Here is a 20,944-nt window from a genome sequence, read left to right on the forward strand (position 1 = left end):
AAAAAAAATAGACGCTTAGTCTGGTTTTTGATCAATCTGTAAATTATTTATCTACTTTTGAACATTATAAGTTAATTGTAAAGATAATCTATCTATGTATAATCTGGACGACACAGACTGCAAAATACTGCACTACCTGCAACAGGATGCCACGTTGAAAACACGGGAATTGTCGGAAAAACTAAATCTGTCGTATACGCCCGTCTATGAACGTATCCGTAGATTGGAAAAAGAAGGGATAATAAAAAAATACGTTGCGCTGGTTGACAGGGAGAAAGTTGGAAAAAAACTGATGGTTTTCTGCAACATCGCCTTAAAAGAACATTCCCTGACGATGGGAGAAAAGTTTGTGAAGGCGGTCCTGGCAATGCCTGAGGTTATGGAGTGTTTTAACATATCCGGCGACTACGATTTTCTGCTAAAAATTGTGGTGAATGATATGTCGCAGTACCAGCATTTTCTCATGCAAAAACTTGGAGCGCTTGAAAATATTGGGAGTTCTCACAGTCTGTTTGTCATGGGCGAAATCAAAAATACCTCGGAGATAGAAATGCTGGATTCGAAAACCAAGTGAGCCCCCCATTTTGTTCAGTATCAAAAATAAATACGGAGCCGGAAAATCCTGCCCCGTATTCCAACTCACCCCTAACAAAAATTTTTAATTTCTTTTCCTGCCTTTTCCATTTGCCGGTTTTTCCAATTCCTTATTAAAGGTCCCGTCGGCGTTGAACAGGAGTATTTTGATTTTGCTATCAACCACTATGCCCACAAAATATTGCCCCTCTGCATTGGTGCCAGCTTTCTTAATTTCAGCACCCGCATAATTGGTTGTAACATAACTTGTTACCGCCGCAGGAAGATTAGCAACTTCCACCTCCGTCAGTTTAGCTTTTTTCGCATGACCTTTTAATTCAGCACTGAAACTTCCGTCGGCATTAAATATTAATCCTTTTGGCGTCCCGTCTGAAAGCAGGATCGAAACCACCATTTTACCACTTTCATCTTTGGCTGCAAATTTTAATGTTGAAGATGGGTACGTTGTCGAAATATAACTCGTGATCACTGCCGATAAATCGGCAAGTGCTACTTCTGTCAGCTTGCCTTTGCAAGTACGCGTAGTAACAGAATCTCCCTCCAAAGAAAAACGTGCGGCAGTAGTCGCAACAGTTTCCAAACTTACGTTATCAGTATCAGTCACGGGACTCACATCTGAACTTTCCTTTTCACAGGAAACAAAGCAAAAACCTACCAAGGCGACCAGCAATAAAAGCATCTTTTTCATAATACAATTCTTTTTAAAGTGTGTAGCGGGTAAAAAGCACCGTTGCTTTAAACGCCATTACGTACCTGTAAAGAAGGTTGTTGCAAATCGATAGATTTTATTTTCAAATTTTTTAAAAAAAGTTTATCCAAATGATCAGTTCAATAGCTCTTTGATTTATTATATTCCCATTACGATTAAAAATAACACCTGCGACCACTTATTCACCCTGACTATCAGCTTGATAAATAAAAAAATATCCAATTCACATCAATGAATTAAATCACAAAAGAATTAACTTTAAAAAAAGATTTCTGTGGGAATAAATTCTTTTGCAACAAATAAACAGACTTAGGCGTAAGTCTTAATACAAGATTCATATCCTAACAATTTGACACCCTAACTTTGCTATTTGGTAAGAAATCTTCCTTTAATGAAAACGATTTCGGAACAGTCGTTTCTGCATGCATAGCTGGTAACCACCAGGCTCAAAGGTATCTGTATAAGCATTTTTTTGGATATTCGAAGAGCATTTGCCTGCGTTATACCTCAACCACGGAAGAGGCAGAGGAAGTATTGAATGAAGGTTTCCTAAAAGTGTTTAACAACATGGAAAAATACGATTCGGCGCACCCTTTCAAGGCCTGGCTTCGTACGATCATGGTGAATACGGCGATCAGTTATTACCGTAAACATAAAAAACATCACGAGGATATGATCTCGCTCGAAGATGCACCTTGTCCGCATTTTGATGAAGATGTAGTGAGCCAGATAACAGCGGATGAAATTTTACAGCTAGTGCAGGGGATAAAGCCGATCTACAAAAATGTATTTCTTTTATACGTCGTGGACGGCTACAATCACCGTGAAATAGCGGATCTATTGCAAATAAATGAGGCTACTGTGCGCTCACATTATGTGCGGGCAAGAGCCCGGTTGCAGCATTTGATAAAACAGCATTACCCACATCTCTTTCCCAGTGATTGGGGCATAAAGTCATTCAAGAGCAATGAAAACTGACAAATTTGAAAAAACTATACGCCGAAAGCTAGAAAGCATTACGCCCGAATTTCATGAAGATGACTGGACGAAAATGCAGAACTACATGCATGCCCATACGCCTCCAACGTTCTGGCAGCAATATAGTTCGTGGCTCGGTTATGCCGCGGCGGCAGCTGTGACTTCCGTCATGGCCTTTTTGTATGTCAACCAGCTTTCGCAAAATAATGTTTTGCTGACTGACGTAAAAACATTGAAAAAACAGATCGAAGTAATTAAAAATACGCCGACGGTTATTCAGAAAACGGATACGGTGTATCTCGTTCAGCAGCAGGCGGCCGATCAAAAGGAAAATGGTCTGCCTTATCGCGATGCGCAGAGATTTGTTCCAATTCAGGAAACTGGTCAGGAATCACTTGCGGATGTCGAATCGTCAGAAAACAGCATGGGCGAAAATGTAACAACATTAGTTCCAAAACCTGATAACAATTCAACGGTCGTAGAAAATGGATCTGATCAGCCTTTGATAAGAAACCGTGATATTATTGCGAGCAACAACAAACCGGTCAATGATCGGTCTGCCGTAGAAGCCATTAAATCATCCGACATAAAATCTAGCGACGATATCAAAAAAGATTTTACTGATAAGAATAACGAACGTGGTTCTCTGGCTGTAAATAGTAAAAATAACGGTAGAACCAACCAGGATAATTCTGGCATTGGAAATATCGGTAACACAGGAGCTGGAAATGTAACTTCGGGAACTGGCAGCGGTTCTAAATATAATGGTACTGGTAATAACGTTGCATTGTTTAAAACGCTTGATGAAAAATTTGATGCTATTGATGTTCAATCACCAGTACAGGAAAATAATGTCCAGGCCCTGTCACGCAGGATGAATTATTCCCTGGCCCGACGAATTTCTCCAAGCCGTGTGAAAAGTGTCTTGCTCGCTTCAAATGAAAACAGCGCGAAACTGCCTGTCTCTGGAAAAAGTGCAGCTTCTACGAAAAAAGCAGAAAGAACAATTCCAAGGCTGAATCTTAAAGTGCCTTACCGCTTCGGTTTTGCCCAGCAATGGGAAGGAAAAAATCAAGTAAGAACAGCCGTTGCGGAAGTAATCGTTGCCAAACATTTTTCCATTTCCACGGGTTTCAGTTGGCTGAAAATTAGATCAAAAGATTTTCACTCAGAAAAGTCATATCGCGAAAACACAAAAAAGGATTTCAGAAACGATTACAAACCTCAGTTGATGCCTTTTGAAGAAATAGCGAACATTAATATCAAGCCTTCTGTCGCACAAATTCCGCTTACAGTTGCCTATCGGAACGACTTAAAAAAGGACTTTGCATTCTTTGTTGGTGCCGGAACAAACTTTACAGTTAGCCAGAAACAGGATATTACTTTCGATTGTTACAGAGATTTCAAAAATCCATGGAATCCGAAACCAATTGTGATCAGAGAAATTCGCCGTGATCAGGTGACAGAGAAAATGAACCTGAATCTGGTGAATTCGTTGAACTTTTCTGCCGGGATTGAGAAAAGCTGGCATCCCGTTGTATTGCAGGCTGAGGCTTATCTGTATACTTATTTCTCACCACTTTCTCCTCAGGCGTCAAAGAGTGGTCCGGGACTGAAAATTAAAGTTTTATACCAGATTGGGAAAAAGATGTAATCACCATTTAGTACGATTCTGAGCATAATAATTGAAAGATGTTCGTGAAAAGCTCTAATTTTGGTTTTTATTAAATCATTATGACACTTCGCTTTTGAAATTTGCTGCAATAGATATTGGATCCAACGGCGCCCGTATGCAAATCTCCTCGGTTTTGCATGACGAAGGGATAACCCGTCTAAAAAAAGTTGAGTATGTGCGTTTTCCTCTTCGTCTTGGACATGACGTTTTTACAGAGGGCAGGATTTCTCCGATGAGTGAAGACCGGATGATCAAACTCATGCTTTCTTATCAGCTGCTAATGGAACTTCATGAAGTTGAAGATTACATGGCCTGCGCCACTTCCGCAATGCGTGAAGCGGAAAACGGTTACGAAGTTCGCGCTCATATTGAACAAAGAACCGGAATTCATATACAAATTATCGATGGTCAGCGTGAGGCTGAACTTGTTAATAATGTGGTTGTAAAATCACTGAGTGACGGACAATATCTGCATATAGACGTAGGTGGCGGCAGCACGGAATTGAATCTTTATCAAGACCGTACGAAGATCGTCGCAAAATCCTTCAAACTTGGTTCCGTAAGGTTGTTGGAAGGCAAAGAATCCAAAACAGCATTTCAGAAAATGCAGGAATGGATACTGAAATATGTAGATCATTCTCAGCCGGTAGAAGCAGTTGGTACGGGAGGTAACATCAACAAATTGTTTGATCTTTCTTCAAAACTAACCGAAAGCTCAACAAGTCTGGATGAAATATTAAGGATGCGAGATTACATTTCGCAGTTCACGCTGGCTGAAAGGATTAATAAACTGCAATTGAATCCTGACCGTGCTGATGTAATCGTGCCGGCGGGAGATATTTATACTTCTGCTATGAAATGGGCAGGAGCCACGGTTATTCACGTACCCGATGTGGGTTTGAAAGACGGTATGCTGCAACTTCTTTATGACAGAGCATGCAGAAAAAAAAGAGCTTAAATTAAGCTCTTTTTTTTCAAAAATATTTTCATAAAAATTACCAGACTTGTTCAAGGTCCTTCGGAGTGTATTTGTGATTTCGGTCAACAAATACACTTTTTTTGCTTTCACGTTTCAGCGACAATGGATTCTTTTTGCCAATTTTCGACATAATCGCTACGGGTACAAGGACGATAAAAAACACAATCGATAACAATATCCTTCCGTTAATCGCACCCATTATCTCTGCCAGTTTATACCAGCCTTTCACAATCAGATCACCTGCAACAGGAATGGCAATACTGATTACACCAACCGCAGCTGCCGCAATCAATAAATAAGGGTAACGGGATTTAAAAATAAAGTATAATACGAGCAGACCGGTTACGATAACCAGCTGTGCTTTGGCTTTTTCTGACTCACTCATTTCTTTTAGATATAGGATATACAAACCCAGACTTCCAGGGTAAAGGCAACCGGAAGCCTGATTAGCAATTGTTACAAAAAACCGTCAGCAGGCAAGCGGCTGACGGTTTTTATTTAGAATAAAGTATAAATGAACGGTGCAACTGCTGAACCACCGCCGATCACGATCAATACACCGATTAATAACAATACGATAATGACAGGAGCAAGCCACCATTTCTTGCGTTCCTTCATAAAGGCGAATAAGTCTGTAAGAAAATCCATTTGTTGATATGTTTTAAATTCAAAGGTATCAATTTTTTTTCATCGCCTCAAAGAGCCGGTCAGCGATAAGTCCGTTAAGCACAGCACTTCCATGCCCGTCGTTCTTTCCAACAACGCGGTCTTTTTCAGGAATTTTAGCGATTCCGTCGTTTAAAGTAACAACAGTTACACCATGTGCGCGAAGGTAATCTTCAACAGGTTTGGTATAACCTGCGCTTTTATCCAGCTGAAACAAAAACGGAATGAACACGGCATACATTTTCGCCCCTGTGCTATCCTTGTAAGCAACCATTTTAGAAAGGTCGCGAAGGTGAGCATTCAGTATGGTTGTATCGGTATAGGCAGTTTGTACAAATTTTTCAAATGTGCTGAAACCTGTATGAGGAAGCTGCCAATAGATAAAATTCGGCAGGTAAAAACGTTTCACCAACGTTGCCATCGGACCTTTCAGATCTCCGTAAGGTGCCGCTCCTGAAAGCGAAAGGCCTTTTTCTCTCCCTACTTTTTCAATGTCATTTGGGAAATATTGAAGAACAATTACATCAGGTTTAACAGGGAATTCTTCCAGACGTTTTGCTTCGTCTCTTGTATCTGCTCCGGAAACTCCAAGATTATAAACCGAATATTGTGACTTACCAAGTTTCTCTTCAAGCTGATCAGAAAAACGTTCGGTCACACTTTTCAGACCATGACCTGCCGCAAATGAATCGCCTATTACAAGTACCTGCTTTTTGCCCACCTGCGCCGTCACTTCTTTATCATGATAACCAAGCTGATTCACTGGATTCCAGTATTTTTCCCACCAGATCTGCGAAGCTTTTGACAAAACACCTTCGTGACTTTGCGGAATATACATGAAAATAATTTCGAGGAATATCAGTGTGATAATCAACGGCGTCGCGATCGTAACAATATTTGCAATAACCCCTTTTGCCTTACTTTTTACAACACCGTAATAAAAAATCCGTAGTATTTCAATGACCAATAAAAGCCAGAAAAATGATTTTGTAACACGAAGATGCCAGTTATCGCTTTGTGGCGCGCCTGGGTAAGCAAAAGTGATATTAAAGCGATCCGGATAAAAAAGGAAGATAAACAACACTCCCAAAAAGAGGATCCTGATGATACTGGTAACAATTTTTGACGTCATGTGAATGCAGCGTGCGGTAATTTAAAAGATAAAATAATTGGTCTAATCTAAAACGAATTCTTCCTGCCAGTTATCCTTCTCCATCCATTCCGGCTGTTTCTTCTTGTCAAAAATATAATTGCCTACGACAAGATAATCCATTTCAGTTCTCATGAAACAACGATAAGCGTCGTTCGGCGTGTTGACGATAGGTTCCCCGCGAACGTTGAAACTCGTATTCACAACCACCGCATATCCAGTCAGATCCTTAAAGGAATTGATCAGTTCATAATACCTCGGATTGGTTTCCTTATGAACAGTCTGGATCCTTGCCGAATAGTCAATATGTGTTATTGAAGGCAAATCCGAACGTTCAAAATATAATTTTTCACGAAGGTCCATCGCGCTGTAATTCGCAGGAACAGGCTTTCTTCTGCTTTCCGCAACCGGATGAACCAGCAGCATGTAGGGAGAAGTACCATCGTAGTCGAAATAATCCGCACAATCCTCTGCCAAAACAGAAGGCGCAAAAGGGCGGAAAGATTCGCGGTATTTAATTTTCAAATTCAGTTTTTTCTGCATTTCGGCATTTCTCGGATCACCAAGAATACTTCTTCCGCCCAATGCGCGCGGACCGAATTCCATACGTCCCTGAACCCAACCTACAACATTACCTTCTGAAAGTAATTTTGCGGCGTCATCGGCCAGCTCTTTAAAGTTTTCGTAATAGGTAGAAACCGCTTTATATTTTTTCGCAGCAAGCTCCACTTCAAGATCAGAGAAAGTTGGACCAAGATAAGAACCGCGCATCGCATCTGCTTTCCAGGTAACCTTGCGTTCCTGACCAAAGAAAATGTGATAAGCAGCCTGCGCAGCACCCAAAGCTCCGCCTGCATCACCCGCAGCCGGCTGGATAAATATTTCTTTAAATATATTGGCCTTCTGTAATTTCCCGTTGGAAACACAGTTCAAAGCCACACCACCTGCCATACATAAATAATCTGCACCTGTAAGGCGTTTGGCTTCTTTGGCCATGCGGATCACAGCTTCCTCAGTAATATTCTGAATGGCCAATCCTAAATTACAGTGAACCGATTCAAGTGCATCCTCAGGTTTTCTGGTTTTAAAACCAAAAAGGGCTTCCCACTTATGCTCGTTCACCATTTTTAATCCGGTTGCATAATCAAAGAATTCCTGATCAAGCCATACCGAACCGTCTTCCTTTAGTTCAATTAATTCTTCAAGAATAATTTTCTCATATTTGGCAATATCAGGAGAAGTCGGATCGCCATAAGGTGCCAATCCCATCAGCTTATATTCACCCGAATTAACCCTGAAACCAAGGAAATAGGTAAATGCAGAATATAATAACCCCAGCGAGTGCGGGAACCTTAGTTCTTTCAGGTTGGTAATATCTTTCCCTTCTCCAAGACAGATGGAAGCAGTTGCCCACTCACCTACGCCATCGATCGTCAGAATAGCGGATTTTTCAAAAGGTGATGGATAATACGCACTTGCCGCGTGTGATAAATGATGTTCAGGAAAGAGCATCTTCACAGGCTTCTTTTTATCGTAACCCAGCTTTTCAAGCTCCTCATTGATAAGCCTTTTAAGAAACATTTTTTCTTTTATCCAAACAGGCATAGCCGTAAGGAACGACTTAATACCTTTTGGGGCAAAAGCGTAATATGTTTCTAATAATCTTTCGAATTTTAAAAGAGGCTTGTCGTAAAACACGATGGCGTCCAGATCGTTCAATGAAACTCCTCCGTATTCCATGCAAAAACTTACTGCATTTGAAGGGAAACCTGGATCGTGCTTTTTGCGCGTAAAACGTTCTTCCTGAGCTGCTGCAACTATTTCACCATTATCAATAAGCGCTGCGGCTGAATCATGGTAAAAAGCTGAAATTCCTAAAATTTTCATTTAGAATTAATTAATGAACTAAATTCCTTAGTGTGAACGTGATTGTCAATAAAATGCCAAATATAGGTAAATCTGCCTTATGCACATAAATTAATTCCTTTGTGTACGATGACAGCTATCTAACGGTCACAAGAAGTTGGCGATATTTTTTTAATCCTAAATCTGTTTAAATCTGGAACAGGCATATTAAGGCATGTTTCCGCCATGAAATAGACCAGTGAACTATACCTACGCCACTTGATATTTTTTGGATTAAAGGAAAAATTAAATTTTTGTTAAACGCTTTCTTTGCTTAGAACTTTGGTCGGCTTGTTGTTTTCGTCCAGGGCGACAAACGTGAACAAGCCGGAAACCGCCTTTTCTCTTCCTTGTTCGTACATCTGCTCCACAAAAATATCTACCCGTACTTTCATACTCGTATTTCCAATCTCAGCCACAGTCCCAACAAGCTCAATAATAGTCCCGGCCGGAATCGGGTGGGTAAAATCGATCCTGTCGGAAGAAACCGTTACACACCGCAAACGCGTAAAACGGGTCGCTGCGATAAAGGCAACCTCGTCCATCATCGACAAAGCTGTACCACCGAAAAGCGTGTCGTAATGATTTGTGTTATTTGGAAAAACAGTTTTAAAAACACGAGTTTCTGATAGCCTGATTCTTTCTTGTAAATCCATAATTTTTGAAAAAACAAATCTCCCGGAATCGAAGATAACCGGGAGATTCTATATAATATTGATATAGTTTTATTACTGCATTATTGTTACCGATTCGCGCAGCAAGTTAGCCGCAGTAATCATATTTCGCAAGGCAGCTTCCGTTTCCGGCCATTTTCTGGTCTTTAAACCGCAGTCCGGATTTACCCAGAGATTACGTGCAGGAATTACATTTAATGCCTTTTCAAGCAATACCGTAATTTCCTCAACAGTCGGTACCCGCGGCGAGTGAATATCATAAACGCCAGGTCCGATTTCATTTGGATAATTAAAGTCAGCAAAAGCATCCAGCAATTCCATTTGCGAGCGGGACGTTTCAATCGTGATCACATCGGCGTCCATCGCAGCAATCGAATCGATGATATCGTTAAATTCCGAGTAACACATATGCGTATGAATCTGCGTTTGATCCGCTACGCCAGCAGCACTTAAACGAAATGCATCCACCGCCCATTTTAAATAGGCTTTCCAATCGGATTTCCTCAGCGGCAAACCTTCACGGATCGCAGGTTCATCGATCTGAATTACTTTAATTCCTGCTTTTTCAAGATCAATGACTTCGTCACGGATCGCCAGTCCGATCTGAAAAGTGGTATCTTTTCTTGGCTGATCGTCGCGTACAAATGACCATTGTAAAATCGTTACCGGACCGGTCAACATTCCCTTGACCAGTTTTTCAGAATTCGCCTGAGCAAAAGCGGACCAGCGTATTGTCATCGGTGCCGGACGTTCTACATCGCCGAAAATAATCGGCGGTTTCACGCAGCGGCTACCATAACTCTGAACCCAACCATTTTCAGTAAATACTAATCCGGAAAGCCTTTCTCCGAAATATTCCACCATATCATTGCGCTCGAATTCTCCGTGCACGAGTACATCAATTCCTAATGCTTCCTGCCAGCGGATCGAGCTGATTACCTCTTCTTCAATCCTGCTCTCATATTCTTCAAAAGACAAAGTTCCTTTTTTCATTCGCGCACGTAATTGACGGACTTCATCTGTCTGCGGAAAAGAACCGATGGTTGTCGATGGAAAAAGCGGGAGTTCCAGTTTTTCCAGCTGAATGTTTTGACGCAAAGAAAATGGACTTAAACGTTCAAAATCAATTTCTTTAATCTCCGCAACCCGCTTTTTAACGTCACTTTTATGAATCAATGTTGAAGTACGGCGACTTTCAATTGCGATTTGATTTTTAACAAAAACTTCGCTGGATTTGTAATCGGTATCGGCCAGTTTAGCCAAAACAGAAACTTCATGTAATTTCTGTTTTGCAAAAGCCATCCAGTTTTTAATTTCCGGAGTCAGAACGGTTTCGTTATGTTCAAGTTCCAGATCATGCGGACTATGAAATAAGGAAGACGACGGTGCTACTAAAATCCGGTCAGCGCCTAAAAAATTTGTTGCCTGCTGAATAAGATCAAGCGACTTCTGGTAATCATTTTTCCAGATATTTCTTCCATCGACTATACCAATGGAAAGTAGTTTGCACGATTTAACAAATTCATGGTTTTGCAGAACTTGGTCCAAACTTGATGCACCACGTGTTACATCAATATGCAATGCAGCAACGGGAAGATTTACCGTGAGTGAAAGATTCTCATCCAATGCGCCGAAATAAGTTGCCAGTAAAATTTTTAAATTCGGAACAGCTTGTTGAATCTTTTCATAAGCAAATCTCAGAGCTTCCTGCTCTTTTTTTCCAAGATTCAAAACCAGGCAAGGCTCATCCAATTGAACCCATTCGGCACCACGCGAGGCAAGTTCCTGCAAAATTTCTATATAAACCGGAAGTAGTTTTTCCAACAAAGAAATCCTGTTAAAACCATCTTCCTTTTCTTTTCCCAATACTAAAAAAGTAACCGGGCCGACTAGTACCGGTTTTGTTAAAATTCCTTTTTGCTTCGCATCTTCAAATTCAAGAATGACCTTATCGGAATAGCGGTTAAATTCCTGATTTTTCACAAATTCAGGTACGATGTAATGATAGTTGGTATCGAACCATTTTGTCATTTCCATTGCCTTTATATCCAGTCCGTCGCGCTGAACGCCACGTGCCATGGCAAAATAAAGATCTAGTTCGCGGTTTGATTTTCCGTCAATCAGTTGCAGATAACGTTCCGGAATCGCTCCCACCATCAGGGAAGTATCCAAAACCTGATCATATAACGAAAAATCGTTTGAAGGGATCAGATCAATCCCGGCTTCTTTTTGAAGCTGCCAGTTTCGGTGACGGATTTCCCGTCCCGTTTTCTGCAATTCATCTTTGGTGATTTTTCCAGCCCAGAATTGTTCGCTGGCTTTTTTGAGTTCTCTTTGGCTTCCGACGCGTGGATAGCCCAAATTGTGTGACAACATAAAACATGTGTTAAAGAGTTAATAAAAACCCTTTGGAATGCCCTACCCGTCCTGTAAATCATAAGTGATGGTTCGGTTCAAAATTATTTCCGGTCGTTTTTCACTTACCTCACAACCGAAAACACGAACATTCTTCTTACTAAAACAGTACGTTTCGCAGTCAGATCGAATCAAAATTGTCAAATACAATATTGACCAAACATATCTCCGAAAATAAATTTTGAAGATAATAACCTGACAGCAATACATTTGTAAAATCAATGCGTGACAAAACCCCAGACGTGAGGGAGTGGCCATTGAGGGTGAAGGCAAGTCTCCTGGCTTGTACCATTTTTACCGCCCTTCTCATCATAAAATATGACAATGGGTCGCGAGGGTAAAAACTTTCCTGATCTGTTCAGGATGATACTTACAGTAGCACGACTGCCCGTGAATTTCACACGGTTCCTTTTTAATTTCTGCTTCATTGGCTGAGGGCACCAAAAGCGAAAACCATTACCCCGATTGACGGGCGTTCACAAAGAACCGTGCAAAGTTATAGAAAAAAGAAGCCTTAGAAATTTAGGCAAGGAATTTAAGTGAAGCGGTTACTTATTGAAAATGTGTGGTAGATAAAATATCTTTTTAGTTATATGAAATGACGTTTGGAAAGTGAATTTTTGACTATAATTTATGAACATCAATAACAGACAAACCTGGAATGTTCTCAAAATCCTTAGTATTTCGGGTAATTAAAACAAGATTGTGTACAAGGGCGGTCGCGGCAATTATAGCGTCTCCTAATTTAATCCTTTTGTAATTGCGACGAAGATTAATTGTCTCATCAATTACAAGATTGTCTAGAGGTAAAAGAGTGGACAGACTAACAAAGTCCCGCATCTTCGTCATTATTTCCGGAAAATTTCCATTGAATCCTAATACTTCAATTTTAACAACCGTGGGTATAAGAAACTCATTATCAATTATATTTAGCACATACAAAAAACCTTTTTCAGGAATAGTTTGCGCTACAAAATCTATCAACACATTACTATCCATCAAATATCTCTGTCCCATTCTCCTCTGGTTTTTTTTAGATAGTTATGCATCTCTTGCGCTTGTTCTTTTGTAATTATTCCAGCAAAATCAGATGGTTTCTTTTTAGGAGGATTTTCTCTATCAGGTTTAGTTTCCTTCGAGAGCTCCTTTAAATCTTCATGCCGGGCGGTCAGATTATTCCATTCCTGAATTGGAATAATAACGGCAGTTGTTTCGCCATGTTCGTTTGAGATATATTGTAAATCCATTTTTTAATTGCCGATGAAAATTTAGTCCTTAAACAAATGACTATATATGTTTGTCTCTAGTAAATACGCTATTATAATTGCACGTCACGGGAGGAATCATTCCTTGCGTTATGAATTCGGGCAGCTAATTCATCCCCGGTTTCATCCCCAACCCAACTTCCTACCAAATTTTTAAAGGCAGCTTTTTGTTTTTCCAATAGGTCTTGTTCATGCTCTTCCTTCACGGAAAGGCCAAGTCTGTCTGCCAAGCCCTTAATTAGCTCAAAATCCTTTTCATCTTTCGTTTTTATAATGATCGTACGTGTCATAGCTACTTGCTCTGGTATTTCGAAAATTTGAAATCTAGTGTACTAATTTAAACTGTTTTCACTGATAAAGCAACTTAATCAATTCTATATCATCGAGTCTGTATTATTTCCTGACCAAAACATTTATCCACAAAAAAATACTAAAAACTCCCCGTCCAACCCTAACTTTACCGTTCAAATCTGATTCATTCATTTTACATAATTATTACCGTCATAAAATGGAATACCGTATAGAAAAAGATACCATGGGCGAAGTGCAGGTACCTGCTCATGTATATTGGGGCGCGCAAACGCAACGCTCTATCCAGAATTTCCCGATTGCGCAGGATATCAATAAGATGCCGAAGGAAATTATCCGGGCATTTGCCTATTTGAAAAAAGCTGCGGCGATTACAAATTCCGAAGCTGGTGTTCTTCCAAAGGAAAAAAGTGATCTGATCGGAAAAGTTTGCGACGAAATTCTGACAGGCGGATTGGAAGATCAATTTCCTTTGGTTGTATGGCAAACAGGTTCTGGTACGCAATCCAACATGAATTGCAATGAAGTGATCGCTTACCGCGGACACGTTTTGCAAGGTGGTGACCTGGCTGACAAAACTAAATTTTTGCATCCAAACGATGATGTGAACAAATCACAATCGTCAAACGATACATTCCCGACTGCAATGCACATTGCGGCTTACAAAATTCTGATTGACGTCACGATCCCGGGTATTACCAAATTACGTGATACTTTGAAAGCAAAAGCAGAAGCTTTCAAGCATGTGGTAAAAATCGGCCGTACCCACTTTATGGATGCTACGCCGTTGACACTTGGACAGGAATTTGGTGGATATGCGTCTCAACTGGATCACGGCTTACGAGCGATCTATCATACACTTGCCCACCTTTCTGAGCTTGCTTTGGGTGGAACTGCGGTTGGAACTGGTATCAATACGCCGGAAGGTTATTCAGAAAATGTGGCAAAACATATTGCACTTTTGACTGGTCTACCTTTCATTACTGCTGAAAATAAGTTTGAAGCTTTGGCCGCCCACGATGCGATTGTTGAAGCGCACGGCGCTTTGAAAACGGTGGCGGTTAGTCTGATGAAAATCGGGAATGACATCCGAATGTTGTCTTCCGGGCCACGTTCGGGTATTGGAGAAATTCATATTCCGGACAATGAGCCGGGAAGTTCGATCATGCCTGGAAAAGTGAATCCAACGCAATGTGAAGCCATGACGATGGTGGCAGCACAGGTGATGGGAAATGATGTTGCGATCAGTATCGGAGGCTCAAACGGACATTTCGAACTGAATGTTTTCAAACCTTTGATGGCTTACAATTTCCTTCATTCGGCACGTTTGATCGGTGACGTTTGCGTTTCCTTTAATGATAATTGTGCCGTTGGAATTGAACCATTGCATGAAAACATCAAAAAACATGTGAATAATTCATTGATGCTGGTAACTTCTTTGAATACAAAAATAGGTTATTATAAAGCCGCTGAAATCGCACAGACAGCTCATAAAAATGGCACAACGTTGAAAGAAACGGCTGTTGCTTTGGGTTACGTTACGCCCGAGGAATTTGACGCCTGGGTTAAACCGGAAGAAATGGTTGGCGAGATCAAATAGTCCGAATTATCCTGAATAATATCGTGGCCCTGCGCATTTGCGTGGGGCTTTTTATTTACTTTGTGCTACAAATTCCTAAAATCCTTACTTATGTTGTCCCGCAATTCAAGATTTCTATTCCTCTGCATTTTTGTTTTCAAAATTTCGCTTGATGCTTATTCTCAAAAAATTGATCAAAATAAAACCGATTTAAAACTTTGGTATGAAAAACCTGCAACCGACTGGATGACACAGGCTTTGCCCATTGGAAACGGATATCTCGGCGTTATGTTTTTCGGTGATCCGGAAGAAGAGCGTTTACAATTTTCAGAAGGAAGTTTGTGGGCAGGCGGAAAAGGCGCGAATGAAGAATATAATTTTGGATTGAGAAAAGATGCTTACAAAACATTGCCAAAAGTAAGGGCATTGCTTGCGCAAGGAAAGCTGGCAGAAGCCGATAAACTGGCTAGTGCCGAAATGACCGGTATTGTGCATGAGAAAAAAGAAAATATTCCTTCCAGTGACTTTGGAGCCCAGCAAACCATGGGCGATTTATATGTAAGCGTTTCGCATACCGGCGCAGTCCAAAATTACCGCCGTCAACTGGATATTTCAACGGCAACAGGCAAGGTTACGTACGAGGTTGGTAAAGAAAAATTTGAGAGAACCTATTTCGGAAATTATCCTTCCCGGGTAATGGTTTACAATTTTAAATCGACTTCTGATGAGACTTACTCCATCCGTTTTTCAACGCCACATAAAAAGGAATACGAGAAATTTGAAAAGAATCAATACGTTTTTGGTGGTAGTCTGAAAGATAACAAACAGGAATTTGAAACTACTTACCGGATTGATACGGATGGAAAAGTAAGTTATAACAGCGGCATTGTCACTGTAAAAAACGCCAGAAAAATTACATTAATTCATACCGCATCGACAGACTATACCTATCAGTTTCCGACCTACAAAGGAAACGACTATAAGAGAATAAATCAGCAGGTAATGGCTTCGGTTGCCAGTAAAAATGAAACAGCACTCCAAGCTGAGCAGCAAAAAGACTATAAAAATCTTTTCGACCGGGTTTCTTTAAAACTTGGTGCTGATCATATCAGTTCTGTCCCGACAGACAAAAGACAAGTTGCATATTTTAAAGGGACACCTGATCCGGGTTTTGAAGTCTTGTATTTCCAATACGGACGTTACCTGATGATTTCATCCACGCGTCCCGGAACTATGCCCATGAGTTTGCAGGGAAAATGGAATGACAGTACAAATCCGCCCTGGGCCAATGATTATCATACCAATATAAACATCCAAATGTTATACTGGCCGGCGGAGGTTACCAACCTTTCAGAGTGTTATCTACCGCTTTCTGATTTCACCAAATCTATCGTCGAACCGGGCAAGCTGGCTTCGAAAGAATTTTTCGGGACCCGCGGCTGGACAGTTAATACGATGCTGAATGCTTATGGTTATACTTCTCCGGGATGGAGTTTTCCCTGGGGATTTTTCCCAGGCGGCGCGGGTTGGCTAAGTCAGCATTTGTGGGAACATTATGCTTTCACAAACGATACAGAATATTTAAAAAATACCGCATATCCAGTTATGAAGGAAGCTTCATTATTCTGGATTGATTATCTGACCAAAGGAAAAAGTGGATTTCTGGTTTCCTCACCCTCCTATTCGCCGGAACACGGCGGGATTTCCACCGGCGCCTCGATGGATCATCAGATCGCATGGGACGTACTTTCCAATACGATTCTTGCCAGCAAAGTTTTAAAAACCGATACTGATTTTGCTAATGAAGCACAAAAAGTGAAAGATCAGATCCAGCCACCGCAAATTGGCCGCTGGGGACAATTGCAGGAATGGAATGAAGATGTGGATGATTCTACAAATAAACATCGGCACGTTTCTCATCTTTTTGCCTTACATCCGGGACGCCAGATTTCTCCGACTGCCACACCAGAATTTGCCAAAGCGGCCAAAGTAACTTTGGATGCACGGGGTGATGAAGGAACGGGTTGGTCGCTGGCATGGAAAGTTAATTTCTGGGCCAGGTTGCAGGACGGAAACAGGGCTTATTCTCTATTTAAAAGAATCCTTCGTCCGGTTGGTGATAAAACAGAAAACATGGTAAATGGTGGCGGTTCCTATTCCAATTTGCTTTGCGCACATCCGCCATTTCAACTGGATGGAAACATGGGCTCAACAGCAGGAATTGCAGAAATGCTTTTGCAGTCGCAGGCTGGTGTGATTGAATTGTTGCCTGCCTTACCGGATTCATGGCCGACCGGCGAAATAAAAGGTTTGAAAGCGCGTGGGAATGTTACGGTCGATGAGTTATGGAAAGATGGGAAATTGGTATCAGCAACATTGGTTTCTGGAAATTCAGTAAAGCAAAAGGTGAAGTTAGGTTTGAAAACGTTAGAAGTTGATTTGGTTAAGGATCAAAAGAAAGTTGTTTTGGCGGGTTTGTTTCAATAGGCGTTTGTAGCGTTGGTTATGTTTTTTTTGGTTTAAATTTAAAGGTATGATTATGATAAAAAATCAATTTTTCACCTAGGTTATGTCACCCTTTCAGGGTTATGCCCTAAACGTCAAGCGGCTTTGCTATAATAATGTCATCCCTTCGGGATTGTGAATAACCGTAACCCCGACCTGAAGGATCAAATTATTATAGAATGAAATTGGAATATTGGGTCCCATACCACGCGATGGGCTGACATAAAACATTCAAAAATATATCCTTCTCTTTGGGATTTCGAGTAACCACAATACCGAAGGAATGTCGTTGGTGTAGAAAACGATTGGAACACAGGTTTCTTAACCCTGACGAGGTGACATAACACGAATCATAAATATAATGTCCCTTCGGGATTTCGACCGACCACAATCCCGAAGGGATGACATAATTATAGAATGAGATTAGAATATTGGTTTCCTAACCCCACGATGGGCTGACATAACACATTCCATAGTATATCCTTCTCTACGGGATTTTTTCATTCTGCAACAATCCCGAAGGGATGACATTATTGTAGAGAGAGATTGAAATACTGGTTCCCAAACCCCGACGGGGTGACATAACCTTATCGACCAATTGTTTTATATCATCATTGAACCGAATAATCAAATTCTGGTTAACAAAAATAAAACCCCATGAACATCCGGGAAGAACTTTTAAGACAACAAATCCACTTCAAAAAACACTCAATTGCAATCACAGAATTTGCGGCTTCTTCTGATAAAAACTTCAAAGATCTTATTGACTGCTTTTTATCAAAGGACATACGTATGGCTCAAAGGGCTGCCTGGAGCGTCAGTTGGGCAGCTGAGAAATATCCCGAAATGGTTCAGCCTTATATTGGTGTTTTAGTGGATCAGTTAAAACGGAAGGATGTTCACAATGCAGTAATCCGAAACAGCTTGCGTATTTTGGAAGATGTAATCATCCCGGAAAAATTTCATGGAGAAGTCATGGATGCCTGTTTTCAGTTTCTTCAAAATCGTGAGACAGCCATTGCGATCAAAGCTTTTGCGCTGACTGTACTTTTTAATCTTTCAAAAATTTATCCTGATATAAAAAATGAGCTTCGTATAATTATTGAGGAGAATATGGAATATGAAACAGCAGCTTATCGATCAAGAGGAAAGAAAATTCTTACACAGTTGTGAAATTTCCTGTCAATGACACAGTGTGCTGTTTGAGGCTTGTATTTCTTAGTGTAGCTTTAAAGGATAATATAGAAACCATTCGATGCTATTATAATAATTGGAATGATTATTTGAAAAGCACAGGTAAAAAACGCAAATTTTGGCTCTTAAAATAAAAACAATGAATATATACTGTCACGCAAAATTCGATCAGACACTTCGGAATCGGTTAACCGAAGTTCTTTCGCCAAAATATACGATTCATTTTCAATCTGATACACAGTCCAAAACAGAAGCGCAAAATTTGTTTTATGAAGCTGATTACGTGTTAGGAAATCCTCCTTTGGATTGGTTTTCAAAGCCTTTAAATAATTTAAAATTCTGGCAACTGGATTCTGCCGGTTTTGATCAATATGCCTCAGTAAGATTAAATGGCGAAACAAAAGTGGCCAATATGGGCGACTGGTTTGCACGTCCGTGTGCTGAGTCAATTGTTGGCGGTATCCTTGCACTTTATCGCGGCATTGATAAACTAACATTATTAAAAGAAAAATCAGAATGGGTTGGAGCGCCGTTAAGAGCTGAATTGCGTCTACTCTCCGGGCAGGAAGTTGTAATTCTGGGTGCTGGAACAATCGGCAGCACCGTAAAACTTCTTTTGCAGGGATTTGGCTGCACCATACACTTAATGGCCAGAACTTCTCCCGATGCTGATATTCATTCAAAGGAAGAATTAATGGACATTTTACCAAATACTGATCTTATCATCAATACACTCCCTGGATCAGCGGCTAAATTTGCAGATCAGGTAATGTTCGAGGCGATGAAAAAAGGCAGCGTTTATGCAAGTGTGGGCCGTGGAAGTACAACCGACGAGAAAGCACTTATTGAGGCACTTAATTCGAAACATCTGGATGGAGCCGTCTTGGATGTGACCGAAGTAGAACCAATTCCAGATGACAACCCGTTGTGGAATATGAAAAACGTTATTCTCAGTCAGCATACCGGTGGCGGACATGCGGATGAACATATAGGTAAAGTAGATTTATTTCTAAATAATTTGATGACCATTGAAGGCGGCGATCCTCCCATCAATGAAATAAATCTTGCGAAAGGATATTAATAAAGCATTGAAAAAGGCCAACATTTTAGATTAAAATCCACAACCTGAATTATAAATGACAAGTACGAAATTGAGCACGGCAGATCGGATTCGTGAGAAATATATAGCCCATTTTGGAGATAACACCAACTTTAATGATCTCAGACTTTTCCGCTCGCCGGGAAGAATAAATCTGATTGGAGAACATACCGACTATAACAATGGATTTGTTTTACCAGCGAGCGTAGACAAGGCTGTCTATTTTGCAATTTCTCCCCGTACAGACAATCAGGTTATATTGTATGCGGTGGATTTAAATGAAACATATACTTTCCAGGTTGATGATATTTCAAAACCCGATCAGAAATGGGCTTATTTTCAATTGGGCATTATTGAGCAGATTTATAAAAATGGATTGAACATTGGTGGATTTCAGGCCGCTTTTGGCGGTGATGTTCCTCAGGGAGCGGGTATGTCGTCTTCTGCTGCTTTGGAATGTTGCTTGCTGTTTGCTTTAAATGAGGTTTTCAACCTGGGACTTGATCGATTTTCTATTGTAAAAATGTCTCAGAAAGCCGAAAACGAATACGTTGGTGTGCAATGTGGCATTATGGATCAGTTCGCTTCCGCCTTTGGAAAAAAAGAAGCAGTGATCCGGCTTGATTGCCGCTCTCTGGAATATGAGTATTTTCCATTCCCAATGGATGAGTATATACTCGTGCTGTGTAATACGCTTGTTGAACATTCGCTTGCAAGTTCGGAATACAATACCCGGCGGTTGGAATGTGAAAAGGGTGTATCGATTCTTCAAAAGAATCACCCTGAGATTAAAAGTTTACGCGATGCTACACCTGCCCTGATTGAAACCTACAAAGATGAAATGGGTGATGTCGTTTACAGGCGTTGTAAATATATGACGGAGGAAATTGAGCGTGTTCAAGTTGCCTGTGACTTTCTGACGGCTGGTGACCTGATCAGTTTTGGAAAAAAAATGTACGAAACGCACCAGGGATTGCAGCATGAATATGAAGTAAGCTGCGATGAACTTGATTTTCTGGTAGATCAGACATTTGACGATCTTTCAGTAATTGGCGCAAGGATGATGGGCGGAGGTTTTGGCGGCTGCACAATCAACCTTATAAAAAAGGAGGGTGTGGAGGATTTTGAAGAGAAAATGAAAAAAGCTTATTACGATAAATTTCAAATAGAACTGCCCTGCTATCGCGTGCAGATAACGGATGGGACAGAGGAAATTGTACAAAATGCTTAAACCTTAATATTTCCGGA

Annotated in this window: 19 protein-coding genes and 1 riboswitch; of the genes, 9 read left to right on the forward strand and 10 right to left on the reverse strand. The window is 40.7% G+C overall.

What is annotated here, in order from left to right; translation table 11 throughout:
• Nucleotides 1–94: 94 nt before the first annotated feature.
• Nucleotides 95–574, forward strand: a complete 480-nt coding sequence (locus tag AC1XUO_RS23530; RefSeq protein ID WP_090333434.1) for an Lrp/AsnC family transcriptional regulator — start codon at nt 95–97, stop codon at nt 572–574.
• Between the two features lie 84 nt (nt 575–658).
• On the opposite strand, the gene AC1XUO_RS23535 is transcribed toward AC1XUO_RS23530, so the two are convergent.
• A complete protein-coding gene (locus AC1XUO_RS23535) occupies nt 659–1,282 on the reverse strand; it encodes a PepSY-like domain-containing protein (protein ID WP_483332287.1) in 624 nt (207 codons plus the stop codon).
• 384 nt (nt 1,283–1,666) lie between these two features.
• On the opposite strand from AC1XUO_RS23535, the gene AC1XUO_RS23540 reads away from it, so the two are divergent.
• The 3 genes from AC1XUO_RS23540 (at nt 1,667) to AC1XUO_RS23550 (ending at nt 4,914) form a co-directional block, all read left to right on the forward strand.
• Nucleotides 1,667–2,281 carry an RNA polymerase sigma factor gene (locus AC1XUO_RS23540; protein ID WP_483332288.1) on the forward strand — a complete coding sequence of 205 codons (615 nt, stop codon included), beginning with the start codon at nt 1,667–1,669 and terminating at the stop codon, nt 2,279–2,281.
• Nucleotides 2,271–3,935: a hypothetical protein gene (locus tag AC1XUO_RS23545; RefSeq protein WP_483332289.1), complete on the forward strand. Its 1,665-nt coding sequence runs from the start codon at nt 2,271–2,273 to the stop codon at nt 3,933–3,935. The genes AC1XUO_RS23540 and AC1XUO_RS23545 overlap by 11 nt, the downstream gene beginning before the upstream one ends.
• A gap of 94 nt (nt 3,936–4,029) precedes the next feature.
• The gene (locus tag AC1XUO_RS23550; protein WP_483332290.1) at nt 4,030–4,914 is read left to right on the forward strand and encodes a Ppx/GppA phosphatase family protein; all 885 of its coding nucleotides are present in this window, start codon (nt 4,030–4,032) and stop codon (nt 4,912–4,914) included.
• Between the two features lie 37 nt (nt 4,915–4,951).
• Here the strand turns inward: AC1XUO_RS23550 and AC1XUO_RS23555 are convergent, their stop codons facing one another.
• The 9 genes from AC1XUO_RS23555 to AC1XUO_RS23595 form a co-directional block, all read right to left on the reverse strand.
• A complete protein-coding gene (locus AC1XUO_RS23555) occupies nt 4,952–5,320 on the reverse strand; it encodes an SxtJ family membrane protein (protein WP_483332291.1) in 369 nt (122 codons plus the stop codon).
• A 113-nt stretch (nt 5,321–5,433) separates the two neighbouring features.
• Complete coding sequence (locus AC1XUO_RS23560) at nt 5,434–5,583, reverse strand: DUF5989 family protein (RefSeq protein ID WP_015812275.1); 150 nt, start codon at nt 5,581–5,583, stop codon at nt 5,434–5,436.
• Nucleotides 5,584–5,611: 28 nt separating this feature from the next.
• Nucleotides 5,612–6,733 carry an SGNH/GDSL hydrolase family protein gene (locus tag AC1XUO_RS23565; protein WP_483332292.1) on the reverse strand — a complete coding sequence of 374 codons (1,122 nt, stop codon included), beginning with the start codon at nt 6,731–6,733 and terminating at the stop codon, nt 5,612–5,614.
• Nucleotides 6,734–6,775: 42 nt separating this feature from the next.
• Complete coding sequence (locus tag AC1XUO_RS23570; RefSeq protein ID WP_483332293.1) at nt 6,776–8,638, reverse strand: carbamoyltransferase family protein; 1,863 nt, start codon at nt 8,636–8,638, stop codon at nt 6,776–6,778.
• A gap of 275 nt (nt 8,639–8,913) precedes the next feature.
• Nucleotides 8,914–9,312: an acyl-CoA thioesterase gene (locus tag AC1XUO_RS23575; protein WP_483332294.1), complete on the reverse strand. Its 399-nt coding sequence runs from the start codon at nt 9,310–9,312 to the stop codon at nt 8,914–8,916.
• A 72-nt stretch (nt 9,313–9,384) separates the two neighbouring features.
• Nucleotides 9,385–11,706 carry a 5-methyltetrahydropteroyltriglutamate--homocysteine S-methyltransferase gene (metE, locus tag AC1XUO_RS23580; protein ID WP_483332295.1) on the reverse strand — a complete coding sequence of 774 codons (2,322 nt, stop codon included), beginning with the start codon at nt 11,704–11,706 and terminating at the stop codon, nt 9,385–9,387.
• Nucleotides 11,707–12,006: 300 nt separating this feature from the next.
• Nucleotides 12,007–12,207, reverse strand: a riboswitch (cobalamin riboswitch).
• 162 nt (nt 12,208–12,369) lie between these two features.
• Entirely contained in the window at nt 12,370–12,762 is a 393-nt protein-coding gene (locus AC1XUO_RS23585; protein WP_483332296.1) for a type II toxin-antitoxin system VapC family toxin, read from the reverse strand.
• The gene (locus AC1XUO_RS23590; RefSeq protein WP_483332297.1) at nt 12,744–12,992 is read right to left on the reverse strand and encodes a hypothetical protein; all 249 of its coding nucleotides are present in this window, start codon (nt 12,990–12,992) and stop codon (nt 12,744–12,746) included. Before AC1XUO_RS23590 ends, AC1XUO_RS23585 begins: the two co-directional genes overlap by 19 nt.
• 71 nt (nt 12,993–13,063) lie before the next feature.
• On the reverse strand, nt 13,064–13,300 hold the full coding sequence (locus AC1XUO_RS23595; protein ID WP_483332298.1) for a hypothetical protein: 237 nt from the start codon (nt 13,298–13,300) through the stop codon (nt 13,064–13,066).
• Between the two features lie 218 nt (nt 13,301–13,518).
• Between AC1XUO_RS23595 and fumC the strand changes: the two genes are divergently transcribed.
• From fumC to galK, 5 genes are all read left to right on the forward strand, one after another.
• Entirely contained in the window at nt 13,519–14,919 is a 1,401-nt protein-coding gene (gene fumC / locus AC1XUO_RS23600) for a class II fumarate hydratase (RefSeq protein WP_483332299.1), read from the forward strand.
• A gap of 90 nt (nt 14,920–15,009) precedes the next feature.
• The gene (locus tag AC1XUO_RS23605; protein WP_483332300.1) at nt 15,010–17,385 is read left to right on the forward strand and encodes a glycoside hydrolase family 95 protein; all 2,376 of its coding nucleotides are present in this window, start codon (nt 15,010–15,012) and stop codon (nt 17,383–17,385) included.
• A gap of 675 nt (nt 17,386–18,060) precedes the next feature.
• Entirely contained in the window at nt 18,061–18,576 is a 516-nt protein-coding gene (locus AC1XUO_RS23610; protein WP_483332301.1) for a hypothetical protein, read from the forward strand.
• A gap of 160 nt (nt 18,577–18,736) precedes the next feature.
• Nucleotides 18,737–19,678, forward strand: a complete 942-nt coding sequence (locus AC1XUO_RS23615; protein ID WP_483332302.1) for a D-2-hydroxyacid dehydrogenase — start codon at nt 18,737–18,739, stop codon at nt 19,676–19,678.
• A 55-nt stretch (nt 19,679–19,733) separates the two neighbouring features.
• A complete protein-coding gene (gene galK / locus AC1XUO_RS23620) occupies nt 19,734–20,927 on the forward strand; it encodes a galactokinase (protein ID WP_483332303.1) in 1,194 nt (397 codons plus the stop codon).
• The last annotated feature ends 17 nt before the right edge of the window (nt 20,928–20,944 follow it).

The sequence above is a fragment of the Dyadobacter sp. HNCC25DJ186 genome (genome assembly GCF_056895235.1).